Genomic DNA, 15327 nt, shown 5'->3' with positions numbered 1-15327 from the left:
GCGCGGTCGGCAACTCGCCGTCGAGACCCACCGGGTCGACCTGGACCTGGGCAACCTCGCCGATCCCGACGCCTCGACGTTCGCCTCACGTGCGACGATCCGCTTCACCAGCACGGAAACCTCGACCTGGCTGGACCTGGTGGCCGACGAGCTCACCGCCCTGACGGTCAACGGCACCGCCCAGTCCCTGGACGGCTACGACGGTGCGCGTGTTCCGCTGCAGGGCCTGCGGACCGGCGAGGCGGTCAACGAGGTCGTCGTGGAGGCCCGCTGTGCCTACAGCCGGACCGGCGAGGGCGTGCATCGCTTCACCGACCCAGCAGACGGAAACACCTACGCCTACACACATTTCGAGCCCACGGACGCACGCCGTGCGTTCGCCTGCTTCGAGCAGCCGGATCTGAAGGCGCGCTTCACGTTCGCGATCACGGCGCCTGCCGGCTGCGTCGTGCTGAGCAACCAGTCACCGGTCTCCGATGAAGCCGACGGCGAGGGGCACACCGTCGTCTTCGCCCCGACGCTGCCGCTGTCGTCATACCTCACCGCCTTCGCGGTGGGGCCCTATCACGTCGCGCGGGACGTATGGCGCGCCGACCGCGCCGACGGCAGCTCGCTGGAGATCCCGCTCGGCGTCATCTGCCGTCGGTCGATGGCCGAGCACTTGGACGCCGACGAGATCTTCACCATCACCAAACAGGGGCTGACGTTCTTCGACGAGGCGTTCCGATTCCCTTATCCCTGGGGGAAGTACGACGAGATCTTCGTGCCGGAGTACAACCTCGGCGCGATGGAGAACCCCGGCCTGGTGACCTTCAGCGAGAACGCCTACATCTTCCGCGGCACCCCCACCGAGGCGCAGCGCGAGTCCCGCGCCGAGGTGATCATGCACGAGATGGCGCACATGTGGTTCGGCGACCTCGCCACCCCGCGCTGGTGGGACGACACCTGGCTGAAGGAGTCCTTCGCCGATTTGATGGGCTATCTGGGTGCGACCGAGGCCGCCGGCTTCGACGGCTCCTGGGTCACGTTCGCGGTCAATCGCAAGCAGTGGGCCTACGTCCAGGACCAGTTGCCGACGACCCACCCCATCGTGGCGGACATCCCGGACCTGGAGGCCGCCCGGCAGAACTTCGACGGCATCACCTACGCCAAGGGGGCGTCGGTGCTGAAGCAACTGATGGCGTATGCCGGGCGGGACGCCTTCTTCCGCGCCGCGCAGCTCTACTTCCAGCAGCATGCCTTCGGTTCGACGGGGCTGCGGGATCTGATCGACGCGCTGCAGGAGAGCAGCGAGGCGGACCTGTCGGACTGGGTGCCGACCTGGCTGGAGACCACCGGACCCTCGGCGCTCGGGGTGGTTCGGGACGGCGGGACCATCTACCTGACAACCGATTCCACGGACCCCTCGACCGGCGAGCAGATCGCCCGCAACCACCGGGTGGTCGTCTCCACCTTCGCACTCGAAGCGACCGGACTGGAGCGCACCGCGCGCGTGGAACTCACCCTGGACGCACCGAAGGTCGCGGTGCCGTTACCGCCGGGCACCCGGGCCGACGTCGTCGTGCCCAATGACGACGACCTCACCTACGCACTGGTCCACCTGGACGACACGTCCGTGACGAACGTGCTGGGCGACCTGTCATCGCTGGAACCCACCCTGACCCGTGCAGTGGTGTGGTCGGCCCTGTGGAACGCGGTGCGGGACGCGCGCCTGTCCGCAGCGACCTACCTGGCAGCGATCGACGCCAACGTGGCGACGGAGACCGACGCCGGACTGGTGTCGATGGTGCTGCAGCAAGCCCGCACGGCGATCTCGGACTACCTGGCACCAGGCGAGCGCCCTTCGGCGTCTGCTCAGCTCGTCGCCACGGTCGACGCCGGTCTGCAGGCCGCCGCACCCGGCTCCGATCTGCAGCGCGCCTGGGCACACGCGTTGGCGTTCTGCGCCGGCCGGTCCCCGGCCGGTGTCGATCCGGTGCGCCTCGCCCTGCGGGGCGGCGTGGCCGGACTGGAGGTGACCCCGTCGCTGCGCTGGGACCTGCTCGTCGCCCTCGCCGAGCAGGGCTCTGTCGGAGAGTCCGAACTGCCGGACGCCTACGACGCCGACCCGACGATGAGCGGCGCCATTGCGCTCGACCGGGCCCTCGCCACGCTGCCGTCGGTTGCGCACAAGCGGCGGGTATGGCGAGAGCTGACGACCGGCGACGACCTGACCAACGACCGCCAACGGGCGCTGCTGGCCGGCTTCGCGGCCGGCGATCAGGCCCTCACCGAGGAGTTCCGCACGCCCTACTTCGAGCAGCTCGACCAGTGGTGGCGTGACCAGACGATGGTCATGGCCGCGCGTCTGGTGGCCGGGGCATTTCCGCGCACCAGCGTCGCCGACGGCGACGTCACCGACAACCCGGTGGTCGCCGCTGCCGACGCGTGGCTGGGTACGCACCCGGACGCGCCGAATGCGTTGCGCCGCATCGTCATCGAGCAGCTCGACCACACGAAGCGGCAGCTGCGGGCACAGGCCGGCGACTAGAGCAGCGCGCCCAGCACCGCGACGCCCACCAAGGCGACCAGCGCGATGACGACCACCAGCCGCTGCGCCCTGGGGGACATCATGCGACGCGCTCACCGGCGAGGTCACCGGCGCGGTCGCGCTGGCGCACCTCGAGGTGCGGGATCGGGCGACCCTCGAGCCGCACTCGCAGGTCTTTGCTGCGCATCAGGTAGAACATGACGGCACCCACCGTAATCGCCGTCGCCACGCTGCCGACCAGGATGGTCCACCGCGCCCCGAACGCGGTGCCGATCCAACCGATGACAGGGGCCCCCGCCGGCGTACCGCCCATGAAGATGGCCATGTAGAGCGCCATGACCCGACCCCGCATCACCGGGGTGACGCTCAGCTGCACGGTCGCGTTGGCGGTGTTGAGCGTGGTGATCGCGCACAATCCGGTGGGGATCAGGAACAGTGCGAACAGCAGGTATGACGGCGCCAGCGCGGCGAGCGCCGAGAAGAGCGTGAAGCCGACCAGTGAGCCCAGCACGATGCGCAGCCGCGGCCGCTGCCGGCGGGCCGCCATGAGCGCGCCGGCCAGCGAACCGATCGCCATGACCGATCCCAGCAGGCCGTACTCCGCCGCGCCCCGGTGGAAGACCGTCGTCGCCATCAGCGCGATGGTCAGCTGGAAGTTCATGCCGAACGTGCCGAGCATGAAGACCATGAACATGATCAGCATGATGTCCGGTCGCCGCCGCACGTAGGCCAGTCCTTCACGCACCTTGCCCTTGCCGCGGACCTGGGGTGCCGGCATCAGCTCCTCGGGACGCATCGCCTTCAGCGCGATCAGCACCGCGACGAAGGACAGGGTGTTGAACACCAGGGTCTGGCCCGTGCCGATGAGACCGATGCACAGACCGGCGATGCCTGGGCCGATCAGCCGCGCGGCATTGAACGACGTGGCGTTCAGGCCGACCGCGTTGCTCAGCAGGTCGGACTCCACCATCTCCGAGACGAATGCCTGCCGGCTGGGGTTGTCCAGCGCCGTCGCGACGCCCTGCAACAACGCGAGCGCATAGACGTGCCACAGCTGCACCACGTCGGTGAGCACCAGTGCCGCGAGCAGCGCCGCGGTCACGGCCAGCGCGCTCTGCGTGCCGAAGAGAACCCGCCGCTTGGGGAAACGATCGGTGATCGCGCCGGCGAACGGAGCCAGCAGCACCACCGGCGCGAACTGCAGGGCGGTGACGATGCCCAGCGCCGTGGAGTCGTGGGCGGTGAGTTGGGTCAGCACCAGCCAGTCCTGGGCGGTGCGACCCATCCAGGTGCCGACGTTGGAGACCAGGGCGCCGGCGAAGTAGACGCGGTAGTTGTAGACGGACAGGGACGCGAAGGTCCGGCTGCGGCTCATTGGGGTGCGACCACCCGTTCCAGGATGTCGGCGGCCTGACGCAGCACCGCACACTCCTCCTCACTCAGATCGACCATCCGCGAATAGACCCACTCATCGCGCGACCGTCGTATGGCGCTGAGCGTCTTGCGCCCCTCCGGAGTCAGCTGGAGATGGACCTGGCGGCCGTCCTCGGGATCGGCGTCGCGGCGCACGAAACCCTGCTCCACCAATGCGTTCACCGTCCGAGTCATCGACGGGGCACTCACGCACTCGATCTCGGCGAGCTCCCGCGGGGTGCGCACCTGCTTGTCGAGTTTGCTCAGCACCGACACCTGGTGCGGCCGCAGAGTGTCCTGACCCGCGCGGGAGAAACGCACCCGGCGGCTGATCCGCATGCAGACGGATCGGAGATCGACGGCGAGATGTTTGCGTTCGGCGGGGGTCACTGTCGTTAGTTTAGCTCATTAGACCAGCTAACGACATTGCCGAGCGGCGGCCCGAGGCGGCTCCGCGGACGCAGGCGATCCCGGGCTCCCGAGCATCGCCCAGCAGCACCGCCGACGCATATCATGGGATGTACAGGCAATTCCCAGGAAACGGAGTCACAGTGATCGACATGACCTCTCCGGAAGCCCGCCTGCTGGTCGTCGAGGACGAGACCAACATCCGCGAATTGCTCGCGACGAGCCTGAAGTTCGCCGGTTTCGAAGTGCACACCGCAGCCACCGGCAACGACGCGATCTCGGTTGCCGGCGAGCACAAGCTCGACCTGGCGGTGCTGGACGTCATGCTGCCCGACATGGACGGTTTCACCGTCACCCGCAAGTTGCGCGCCAATGGGGTGGAGTTGCCGATCGTCTTCCTGACCGCCCGGGACGCGGTCGAGGACAAGGTCAAGGGGCTGACGGTCGGCGGCGACGACTACGTCACCAAGCCCTTCAGTCTCGAGGAGGTCGTGGCCCGGATCCGTGCGGTCCTGCGCCGCACGCAGGTGGAGAACGACGCACGCTCGACGGTGCGCGTCGCCGACCTCGAGTTGGACGAGGACTCGCACGAGGTACGCCGGGCCGGTCAGGTGATCGAGGTCTCCCCCACCGAGTTCAAGCTGCTGCGTTACCTGATGCTCAACCAGGGCCGGGTGCTGTCCAAGGCCCAGATCCTGGACCACGTCTGGGACTACGACTTCCGTGGCGAGGCCGGCATCGTGGAGAGCTACATCTCCTACCTGCGACGCAAGATCGACGTCGGCGACGCCCCGGCCCTGATCCACACCAAGCGCGGCGTCGGCTACGTGTTGCGCGCCCCGCGCGAGTGACCGGCGGCCCGCCCGTCAGCGCGCGGCGCGTCACCGGGACGTCCTGCCGTGCCGCAGAATGAACAGAGGATGAGGAACGAGTCTTCGCTGCAGCACCGTGTCCGGCACGAGTTGTCGGCCATGCCACTGCGGCTACGCCTCAGCGTGCTGCTGATGGTGCTGCTCGCGCTCGCCCTGCTGGTCTCCGGCGCCACCGTGACCACGCAGGTCCGCAGCTTCATGACCGACCGCCAGGACGCCGAGCTGCGGGCCGCGAGCACCCACCTGGTCGACAGCGAGATCCAGAGCCACGCCACCGAGCAGCGCGCCTTCGCCTACGTGCCGACCAACACGTATGCCGTCGAACTGCAGACGACCGACGGCCGCCGGACCAGTCTGACCACCGACCCGGGCAACTCCTCCTCCGACGGACCACTGCCGGCGATCCCCGCGCTGACCAGCTCCGACCCGCGGGTCCGCAGCGGACACATCTTCAGCGTCGGCTCCAAGGGGGGCGCGGACACCACCTGGCACGTCGTCGCCGGCACGGTGCGCAGTGGCGACACGACCTACGTCTACGCGGTCGCGGTGTCGATGGACCACACCGACGAGGTGATCGTCCACCTCGAGTTGGTGATCGTGCTGGTCGGGCTGCTGGCGCTGTTCGCCTGCGCCGCGCTCGGGTGGTTCGCCGTACGACGCGCGCTGCGCCCGCTGCGCCAGATCGAGGACACCGCACGCAGCATCGCCCGCGGCGACCTGACACAGCGTGTGCCGACACCGGGCGCGCAGGACGAGGTGGGCAGCCTCAGCAAGTCGCTCAACGTGATGCTCGCCCGCATCGAGGACTCCTTCGATGTACGCCGCGCCTCCGAGGACCGGATGCGCCAGTTCGTCGCCGATGCCTCCCACGAGTTGCGCACCCCGCTGGCCACCGTGCGGGGGTATGCCGAACTCTTCCGCCAGGGCGCCGTGTCCGAGCCCGACGACGTGCGGTCGGCGATGCGCCGGATCGAGGACGAGGCCACCCGGATGGCGGTGATGGTGGACGACCTGTTGCTGCTGACCCGGTTGGAGCGGCGGCACAAGGACGACACCGCCCCACAGCGGCCGTCGTCCCCCGTCGATCTGACCGTGCTGTCCGCGGACACGGTGCAGGACGCCACGGCGATCGACCACGACCGCGAGGTGCGATTGCTCGGCCTGGGCGGTCCGGTCGGGCCGACCGTCGTGCTCGGTGACGACGCGGCGCTCCGACAGGTGCTGACCAACCTGATGGCCAACGCGATCCGCTACACCCCCGCCGGCACCCCCATCGAGGTCGCGGTCGGCATCGTCGGCCGCACCGCGCAACTGCACGTCATCGACCACGGCGCCGGCGTGCCGGCGCACCTGCGCGATCGCATCTTCGAACGGTTCTACCGCGCCGACGCGTCCCGCAACAGTGAGCACGGCGGCAGCGGCCTCGGCCTGGCGATCGTCACCGCGCTCGTGGAGGCCCACGGCGGCGGTGTCGAGGTCCGGGACACCCCCGGTGGTGGCGCGACCTTCGTGGCGAAAATACCCTCGATGCCGACACCGCCGCCGGACGACTCGGCAGCGGAGCCGGACGGTGAACGGGCGCCGTCGCCGGCCATCCGTGAGCCACAGGAGGCCCACAGGTTCGGCGAAGCGCCGCGACAGACGGACGGCGTTGAGTGACAACCAGTGAAGGCCACCGACCGGCGGCGCATCGACCACGAGGGGTTATCCAAGATGTCCTTTGACCAGCAGAACGCTGATGACCGTCGGGGCACCGAGCACACGGGGAACACCGGCGGCTCGGACACGACCGGCCGCATCTACGATGCCGACGACCACACCGCGCACCTGCCGGCGCACCCGAGGCCGCAGGCGTCCCACGGTGACCAGTCCTACGGTGACCAGTCGCAGCAGCCGCACCGGCAGCAGAATGGGCCGTATGCCGCGCCGGTCGGCGCAGGTCAGCAGTCGAGCCAGCGCCCGTACGGCGCACCCGGGCAGAATCCCTACGCGGCGCCGTCATACCACCAGGGCGGCGGACCGGGCGGTTTCTCCGGCGGTCCGTACCAGCCGGGCGGGAACGGCAGCGGCGGGCAGGACGGCCCCAAGCGCAGTCGGCGATGGGCGGCGGTGCCGGTGGCCGCGGTGCTGGCTGCAGCGTTGGCCAGCGGGGGCACCTGGGCGCTGACCAACGACGGCAGTTCCGCCGCCGCCGGCAGTTCCAGCACCACTGTGGTCCAGGCGAACCCGGCGGACTTCGCCAACGCGGGCACCGTCGACTGGTCCGCCACGGCGGCCAAGGTCGCGCCGAGCGTCGTGGCGATCACGGTCCGATCGGGCGCCTCCGGCGACCAGGGTTCGGGCGTCATCCTCGACAAGGACGGCAACATCGTCACCAACAACCACGTGGTGAGCGGTGCAGGCCCGAACCCGACCGTCACGGTCACTCTGAACAACAACCGCACCTACGAGGCCAAGGTCGTCGGCACCGATCCCAGCACCGATCTCGCGGTGGTGAAGCTGAAGAATCCGCCGAGTGACCTGACGCCGATCACGCTGGGCGACGACAAGAGTCTGGTCGTGGGGCAGCCGGTGATGGCGGTCGGCAACCCGCTCGGGCTGGCCGGCACGGTCACCACAGGCATCGTCAGCGCGCTGAACCGCCCGGTCACCACCCAGCAGGAGAGCCCCGGCGGGGGCAACAACCCGTTCGGCGGTGGCCAGAAGCAGGAGAACAGCTCGACGACCAACGCCATCCAGACCAGTGCCGCGATCAATCCCGGCAACTCCGGTGGTGCGCTGGTCAACGGGTCCGGGAAGCTGATCGGGATCAACTCCTCGATCGCGACTCTCGGTCAATCTTCAGGTTCCTCCCAGTCGGGAAACATCGGGATCGGGTTTGCTATCCCTGTGTCGGTCGTCAAGAACATCACCTCGCAGCTCATGGAGCACGGCAAGGTGCGTCACGCCCAGATCGGTGTGACGGTGTCGGCGACGCCGGCCACGGTCAAGGTCGGCAACGCCACCGTGCAGGCGGCCAAGATCGTCTCGGTCAACGCCGGTTCGCCGGCAGCGAAGGCCGGGATCAAGAAGGGAGACGACGTCATCAAGTTCAACGGACACCAGGTGTCCTCCTCCGACGCGCTCATCGGTTTCGTCCGGGCGCACAACGTCGGGGACAAGATCACGCTGACCATCGTGCGCGATGGGAAGCAGCAGGACGTCACGGTCACCTTGGGCGAGGCATCGTCCAGTTAGGCCGTGACGAAGGGCCCCGGGCTACTCTCCCTTCCTCCGTTGCCCGGTAGGTCCTGACGGGGTGGATCCGGCTTGTGACGGGGCCGGATCACGCGAGGGGGCGCCTTGGACGGCGGTCGTGGCAGGAATCGAGCGGATATACTCGCTCTTCCCCCACAACCACCGCCGGAAGAGGCGCCCCCTTTCGCCCGACCGCACGAAGTCTCTCCCCCGCTGCGCTTCTCCGAATACGTCGCGGGGACCCCGGGTTCCTTCGGCCCAATCTTCTTGGAGCCCATGACAACTGACACCGACCTCGAATCCGAACGCGCCTATCTCGCCGACGCACGCGCCGACCTGGCCCGAATGCGCGAGCGCGCCGAGTCCCTCGACCCGCATCGTGCCAGCGACGGCGACTCTGCATACGAACTCGCCGTGACGCTGGCCCGACGCGTGGCGTCGCTGCAGGACGACCCGCACACCGCACTCTTCTTCGGGCGCATCGACCACGCCGCACCGGTCACCGACGACACTGCAACCGTCTACATCGGTCGACGCCACGTCAGCAACGCCGACGGCGACCCGGTGGTGCTGGACTGGCGGGCGCCGGTCTCCGCCGCGTTCTACCGGGCGTCACGGACCGAGCCGATGGGTGTCGCGCGCCGCCGCAGGTTCGGCATCGACCACGGTCAGATCACCGCGATCGAGGACGAGAACCTGCTCTCGGCAGCCGAACCCTCGAATCGCAGCCAGATCCTGGCGCAGGAGATCGAGCGTCCGCGCACCGGTCCGATGCGCGACATCGTGGCCACCATCCAGCCGGAGCAGGACGTGATCGTCCGGTCCGACGTCGACGTGTCCGTGTGCGTCCAGGGTGCCCCGGGGACCGGGAAGACGGCGGTCGGACTGCACCGCGCCGCCTGGCTGCTCTACACCCACCGGGATCGGTTGGACCGGTCGGGCGTGCTGGTCGTCGGGCCCAACCGCGCCTTCCTCGATCACATCGGCGCGGTGTTGCCGGCCCTGGGCGAGATCCGGGTCGAGCACTCCACCGCCGTCGACCTGGTCGCGCATGCCCGGGTCCGTTCTGTCGACAGCACGCAAGCAGCTGTCCTCAAAGGTGATCCGCGTATGGCGGAAGTGCTGCGTGCAGCGCTCTGGGCGCGCGTCGGACGACCTACGGAAGCCCTCGTCATACCGCGAGGAGCACGCAAGTGGCGGATCCCGGCATACGAGGTGCAGGAGATCATCGACGAGCTGAGCACCCGGGGCGTGCGTTTCAACGCGGCCCGCGAGATGCTGCCGCGCCGGTTGGCGCATGCCGTGCTGCTGCGCATGGAACGTGCCGGCGACTCCCCCGACGACCGGGTGCAGGAGACGGTGGCGCGTAGCACGCCGATGAAGAAGTACGCCGCCTCGGTCTGGCCGGCCGTCGATCCGTTACAGGTGCTCTTCGAGCTGTGGTCCGGTCCCGAGCAGCTTGCCGCTGCGGCCGACGGTGTCCTCGACCCGGCCGAGCAGCGGATCCTGTTGTGGGAGAAGCCGGCTCGCACCAAGGGGAATGCCAAGTGGTCGGCAGCGGATCTGACCCTGCTGGACGAGTTGCACGATCTGCTGGGCCGCACGCCGAGTCTCGGCCACGTCGTCCTCGACGAGGCACAGGACCTCTCCCCGATGCAGTTGCGCGCGGTCGGCCGGCGCTGCTCGACGGGTTCGGTGACCGTGCTCGGCGACATCGCACAGGGCACCACGCCGTGGGCCACCGACAGCTGGCAGACCGCGATGGTGCACCTGGGCAAGCCCGAGCACCACCTGGAAATCCTCGACCGCGGGTTCCGGGTGCCGGCATCGGTGATCGATTTCGCAGCGCGGCTGCTGCCGTGGATGGCTCCCGGCCTCGGCGCACCGGTGAGCGTGCGTGACAACGCCGGTGAGCTGGCTCTCCTGCCGACCAGTGTGGACGGCCGGTCGGCCGCCGTCGTCGAAGCCGTGCGGGAGGTGCTGCGGGACATCGGGTCGATCGGTCTCATCGTCCCGGACGCGCTCGTCGGTGAGTTGTCGGAGTCCTTGCGGCACCACGCGATCCAGCACGGCGTGCTCGGTCCGGACGCAGGCGACGACGCCGACCACCGGGTGCAGGTCGTCCCCGCGACTGTGGCCAAGGGCCTGGAGTTCGACCACGTCGTCGTGCTCGAACCCGGTGACATCGCCGACGCCGAGCCGGACACCCGGACCGGTCTGCGCCGGCTCTACGTCGTGCTCACCCGCGCGGTGTCCACGCTGCGCGTCATACACGCCCGGCCACTGCCGCCGGAGTTGCTCGCGCGGTCCTGACCGGTGCCCGCGTCCACGACGCCCCTGTGGATAACTTCTGCGCGGTTCGGTCGGCGTTGCCTAGCGTCGTCCCATCACGTCCGCACCGGGCGGACGACTTCTTGGGAGGCACACATGCACACACCGAACCAGGGCTACAGCGTCAACGCCGCCGAGCTCGGCCAGCACAGTCTGGACATCGGCCAGATCGGCCAGGAGATCGACACCCTGATGCAACTGATGAAGGGCAAACTCGGTGTCCTGCAGGCGAGTTGGACGGGCCAGGGCGCCAATCAGTATGCCGCGCTGCATCACGAGTGGACGAAGGCACAGACCAAGGTCCGCACGGCACTGGCCGACATCGGCACCACCGTCGGCTCGGCCGGCACGGCCTACGCGCAGGTCGAGACCGACGTCGTGAAGGCCTTCAGTGTGAACGCCTGAGCGATCTGCCGACGGCCTCCGGCCACGCGGCCGCCCACCCCCGAAAGGGCGGCTGTGTGGCCGGGACGGGTTAGATGTTCGCGGCAAGCTCCGTCGCCTGTGCGATGGCGCGCTTGGCGTCCAGCTCGGCCGCCACGTCGGCACCGCCGATGACGTGCCGGGCGGCGTCGCCGTCGCGTGCCAGATCACGCACCGACTCCTGGCCCGCGCAGATCACGACCGTATCGACCTCGAGCACCCGCGAGCGCGGCTGTCCGTCCTCGTCCCGCACGGTGATGTGCAGTCCGTCGTCGTCGATGCGGTCGTAGGTGACACCGCCGATGAACTCGACCTGCGCCTGTCTCAGTGCGGCGCGGTGCACCCAGCCGGTCGTCTTGCCCAGGCCCTTGCCCAACGGGGCGGGCTTGCGCTGTAACAGATGGACCTGGCGTCGTGGTTCGACGGGGCGGGTGGCCGTGAGTCCGCCGGGCGCGGCCGGGTCGTCGGTCACCCCCCACTGGGCCTGCCACTCCGGCAGCTTCTTGTGCTGGTCCTCCACAAGGAACTCGCTGACGTCATACCCGATGCCGCCGGCGCCGATGACGGCGACGCGTCGACCGGCCTCGGCTTCACCGCGCAGCAGCGCGTCATACATGACGACGCTGGGGTGATCGATGCCGTCGATCCGCGGCACGCGCGGCCGCACGCCGGTCGCGACGATGACGTCGTCGAAACCGCTCAACTCCGCCGGGGTGGCGGTTGCACCGAGGCGGGCGTCGACACCGAGCACCTCGAGCCGGCGCTGGTAGTAGCGCAGCGTCTCGGCGAACTCCTCCTTGCCCGGCACCCGCATGGCCAGCCGGAACTGTCCGCCCAGGTGGTCGTTGCGCTCGAAAAGCGTGACGTGGTGGCCGCGTTCGGCGGTCGACACCGCTGCTGCCAGGCCGGCCGGGCCTGCGCCGACGACGGCGATCCGGCGGCGCCGCTGGGCCGGCACCGGGAGCAGCACGAGCGAGGTCTCCCGGCCGGCCCGCGGGTTGACCAGGCAACTCGCCTTCTTGTTCGCGAAGGTGTGGTCCAGACATGCCTGGTTGCAGGCGATGCAGGTATTGATCTCGTCGGCACGGTCCTCGCGGGTCTTGCGTACGAACTCGGGATCGGCCAGCAGCGGGCGTGCCATCGACACCAGGTCGGCCTGTCCGGCGGCCAGGATCCCCTCGGCGACCTGCGGCGTGTTGATCCGGTTGGAGGCGACGACCGGAACATCGACCGCCTGCCTCAGCCGTGCGGTCCAGTCGACGAAGGCTGCCCGCGGCACCGACGTGACAATCGTGGGCACCCGCGCCTCGTGCCAGCCGATGCCCGTGCCGAACATCGAGGCGCCCGCGTCCTGCAGCTTGCCGGCGAGAGTGACGACCTCGTCCCACGTCTGGCCGCGCTCGACCAGGTCCAGCAGCGAAATGCGGTAGTTAACAATGAAGTTCGAGCCGACCTCCTCACGCACCCGGCGGACGATCTCGACCGGGAAACGCATCCGCTTCTCCGCGCTGCCGCCCCACGCGTCGGTGCGGTCGTTGGTGTGCGCGGCGAGGAACTGGTTGATCAGGTAGCCCTCCGAGCCCATGATCTCCACGCCGTCATACCCCGCGAGCGCGGCCAGCCGCGACGCACGCACGAACGCGTCGATCGTGCGCTCCACTCCCCTGGCCGACAGCGCACGGGGACGGAACGGCGTGATCGGCGACTTCCGGCCGCTCGCCGAACGGATCAACGGGTGGAAGCCGTAACGGCCGGAATGCAACACCTGCAACAGGGTCCGGCCGCCCTCGGCGTGAACGGCGTCGGTGACGGCCCGGTGCTTCTCGGCGGCGCGGCGGGTCGCCATCAGCGAACCGGCCGGCAGCAGCCAGCCCTCGACGTTCGGCGCGAATCCACCGGTCACGATCAGTCCGGTCCCGCCGCGGGCACGCTCGGCCAGGTATGCCGCCAGCTTGCCGAAGTCCTTGCTGCGGTCCTCGAAACCGGTGTGCATGGAGCCCATGACGACCCGATTGGCCAGCTGCACGCCACTGATCTCGATGGGTGCCAGGAGTCGGTCGAATGCCACGGATGGGGCCGCCCTTCAGGTTGGTGACGGCCGATGTTACCAACGAGTAGCTACTGCAGGTTGAGCGCCCTGAGCAGCCGCGAGGAACGAGCGGCGTATCGAAACCTAGAAGTGGACCTGGGCACCCATCACGACGGTCCGGTCCTCGGGCAGTCCGTAGTAAACCGCCGGGTTGGCGGCGTTGTGCGCCATACCGAGGAAGAGCCGCTTGCGCCACTTGCTGAGCCCGGGCAGCGATCCGTGCTGCACGCTGATCCGGGACAGGAAGTAGAAGGCCTCGTCCGGGTCGAGGTTGATGCCCTGCTCCCGCGCGGCCCGCAGCGCCTCGGGCACGTTCTGGTCGTCCTGGAAACCGAAGTTGAGCTGGATGTGCGCCACGCCGTCATACGGGTCACCGAGACTGCTGAAGGTGAGCACGTCCTCCGGTGCCACGTGCGGGATGTTGCGCGACATCGCCGACACGATGAAGACGTTCTCGTGCGTGACGTGGTTGAACGCCACGTTCTCCCGGAAGGCCAGCGGTGTCGTCTCGTCGTCCGGGTGCAGGAAGACCGCGACGCCGGGCACCCGGGTGACCTCGCAGCCGCGCAGGTAGTCGATGAACTCGGTCAGCCGGCCTTCCTTCGTGCGGCGCATGTCGGAGACGATCGAGGCGCCACGGCGCCAGGTGAACATGGTGGTGGCGACCACTGCCGCGATCGAGAGCGGCAGCCAGCCTCCGTGGATGACCTTGGCCAGGTTGGCGGCCAGGAAGGTCAGCTCGACCGAGTAGAACAGCACGCCGACGAGGAGCAGTCGCCACTTCGGCCATTTCCAGGCGGACTCCGCATAGACCAGGAAGAGCGTGGAACTCAGGACCAGCGTGCCGGTCACCGCCAGGCCGTATGCCGTCGCCAGGTGTGCGGACGTGCGGAAGGTCAGCATCAGCGCCAGCACACCGACGAACAGCGACCAGTTGATCGACGGGATGTAGATCTGGCCGCTCTCGTGCTGTGAGGTGTGCAGGACCGTGAGCCGTGGCAGATAGCCGAGCCGCTCGGCCTGCCGCGCCACCGAGAACGCTCCGGAGATCACCGCCTGGGAGGCGATCACCGTGGCCATGGTCGCCAGGATCACCATCGGCCATTGCGCCCACGACGGGGCCAGCAGGAAGAACGGGTTGCGTATGGCGCTGGGCGACTCGGTGATCAACGCGCCCTGACCCAGGTAGTTGAGGGTCAGGCAGGGAAAGACCAGGAAGAACCAGGCGCGCCGGATCGGCGATCGACCGAAGTGGCCCATGTCGGCATACAGGGCCTCGGCCCCGGTGATCGACAGCACGACGGCACCCATCGCGATGAACGCGACGAACGGGTGCTGGAACCAGAACTGCAGCGCATAGGTCGGCGACAGGGCCCGGATGATCGCCGGGTTCGGGATGATCTTGGCCAGGCCGTGCACGCCGATGGTGACGAACCACAGGACCATGACCGGCCCGAACAGCTTGCCGACCACGGACGTGCCGAAGCGTTGCACCACGAACAGGACGGCGATGATCGTCACGCTGATCGGGAGGATGACGTCGTGCAATCCCGGCGCCGGCACGGCCAGCCCCTCGACCGCGGACAGCACCGAGATCGCCGGCGTGATCACGCTGTCGCCACTGAACAGGGACGCCGAGAAGACGCCCAGCACCATGACGAGCGCGAACCGTTTGCCGCCGGACGGCACGGCGCGCCGGGCGAGCGCTGCGAGGGCCAGGTCGCCGCCCTCACCGTCGTTGTCGGCGCGCAGGATGAACACGACGTACTTGATGCTCACAACGATGGTGACCGCCCAGAAGACCAGCGAGATCACGCCGTAGACGTCCTCGTGCGAGGAGGACACTTTGTTGTGGTCCAGCGAGAAGATCGTCTGCAGCGAGTAGAGCGGGCTGGTGCCGATGTCGCCGAAGACGACACCCAGCGCGCCGAGGGTCAACGTCCAGAGCTTGGCGCGATGCGGCTGCGCCGCTTGTGGCGTTGTCACAAGGGACGATTGTGCACCACCACGGTGCGAAACGGCCG

10 protein-coding genes are annotated in these 15327 nt (G+C 68.8%); 6 read left to right on the top strand and 4 right to left on the bottom strand.

The window, feature by feature from the left end; all coding sequences use genetic code 11:
* Positions 1-2530: aminopeptidase N (gene pepN, locus ACTHL4_RS11370; protein WP_440282879.1), on the top strand; the 2530-nt coding region annotated here is incomplete at its 5' end.
* Positions 2531-2609: 79 nt separating this feature from the next.
* Here pepN and ACTHL4_RS11365 read toward each other — a convergent pair.
* Together ACTHL4_RS11365 and ACTHL4_RS11360 are read right to left on the bottom strand one after the other, a co-directional pair.
* Positions 2610-3905, bottom strand: a complete 1296-nt coding sequence (locus ACTHL4_RS11365) for an MFS transporter (RefSeq protein ID WP_440282878.1) — start codon at positions 3903-3905, stop codon at positions 2610-2612.
* Positions 3902-4333 (bottom strand): MarR family winged helix-turn-helix transcriptional regulator, encoded by a 432-nt coding sequence (locus tag ACTHL4_RS11360; RefSeq protein WP_440282877.1) that lies wholly within the window; start codon positions 4331-4333, stop codon positions 3902-3904. Before ACTHL4_RS11360 ends, ACTHL4_RS11365 begins: the two co-directional genes overlap by 4 nt.
* 170 nt (positions 4334-4503) lie before the next feature.
* Between ACTHL4_RS11360 and ACTHL4_RS11355 the strand changes: the two genes are divergently transcribed.
* From ACTHL4_RS11355 to ACTHL4_RS11335, 5 genes are all read left to right on the top strand, one after another.
* The gene (locus tag ACTHL4_RS11355) at positions 4504-5202 is read left to right on the top strand and encodes a response regulator transcription factor (RefSeq protein WP_440282876.1); all 699 of its coding nucleotides are present in this window, start codon (positions 4504-4506) and stop codon (positions 5200-5202) included.
* A gap of 69 nt (positions 5203-5271) precedes the next feature.
* Entirely contained in the window at positions 5272-6882 is a 1611-nt protein-coding gene (locus ACTHL4_RS11350; protein WP_440282875.1) for a sensor histidine kinase, read from the top strand.
* Between the two features lie 54 nt (positions 6883-6936).
* Positions 6937-8460: a S1C family serine protease gene (locus ACTHL4_RS11345; RefSeq protein WP_440282874.1), complete on the top strand. Its 1524-nt coding sequence runs from the start codon at positions 6937-6939 to the stop codon at positions 8458-8460.
* Between the two features lie 276 nt (positions 8461-8736).
* Positions 8737-10773 (top strand): HelD family protein, encoded by a 2037-nt coding sequence (locus ACTHL4_RS11340; protein ID WP_440282873.1) that lies wholly within the window; start codon positions 8737-8739, stop codon positions 10771-10773.
* Between the two features lie 114 nt (positions 10774-10887).
* Complete coding sequence (locus ACTHL4_RS11335) at positions 10888-11196, top strand: WXG100 family type VII secretion target (protein ID WP_440282872.1); 309 nt, start codon at positions 10888-10890, stop codon at positions 11194-11196.
* 70 nt (positions 11197-11266) lie between these two features.
* Here ACTHL4_RS11335 and ACTHL4_RS11330 read toward each other — a convergent pair whose 3' ends face one another.
* Complete coding sequence (locus ACTHL4_RS11330) at positions 11267-13282, bottom strand: NADPH-dependent 2,4-dienoyl-CoA reductase (protein ID WP_440282871.1); 2016 nt, start codon at positions 13280-13282, stop codon at positions 11267-11269.
* 105 nt (positions 13283-13387) lie between these two features.
* On the bottom strand, positions 13388-15289 hold the full coding sequence (locus ACTHL4_RS11325; RefSeq protein ID WP_440282870.1) for a potassium transporter Kup: 1902 nt from the start codon (positions 15287-15289) through the stop codon (positions 13388-13390).
* Between the last annotated feature and the right edge of the window lie 38 nt (positions 15290-15327).

Source organism: Flexivirga sp., assembly GCF_051955415.1.
Classification (GTDB): Bacteria; Actinomycetota; Actinomycetes; order Actinomycetales; family Dermatophilaceae; genus Flexivirga.
The sequence above is the reverse complement of the archived record's forward strand: the minus strand, read 5'-3'. Positions and strand labels throughout refer to the sequence as shown.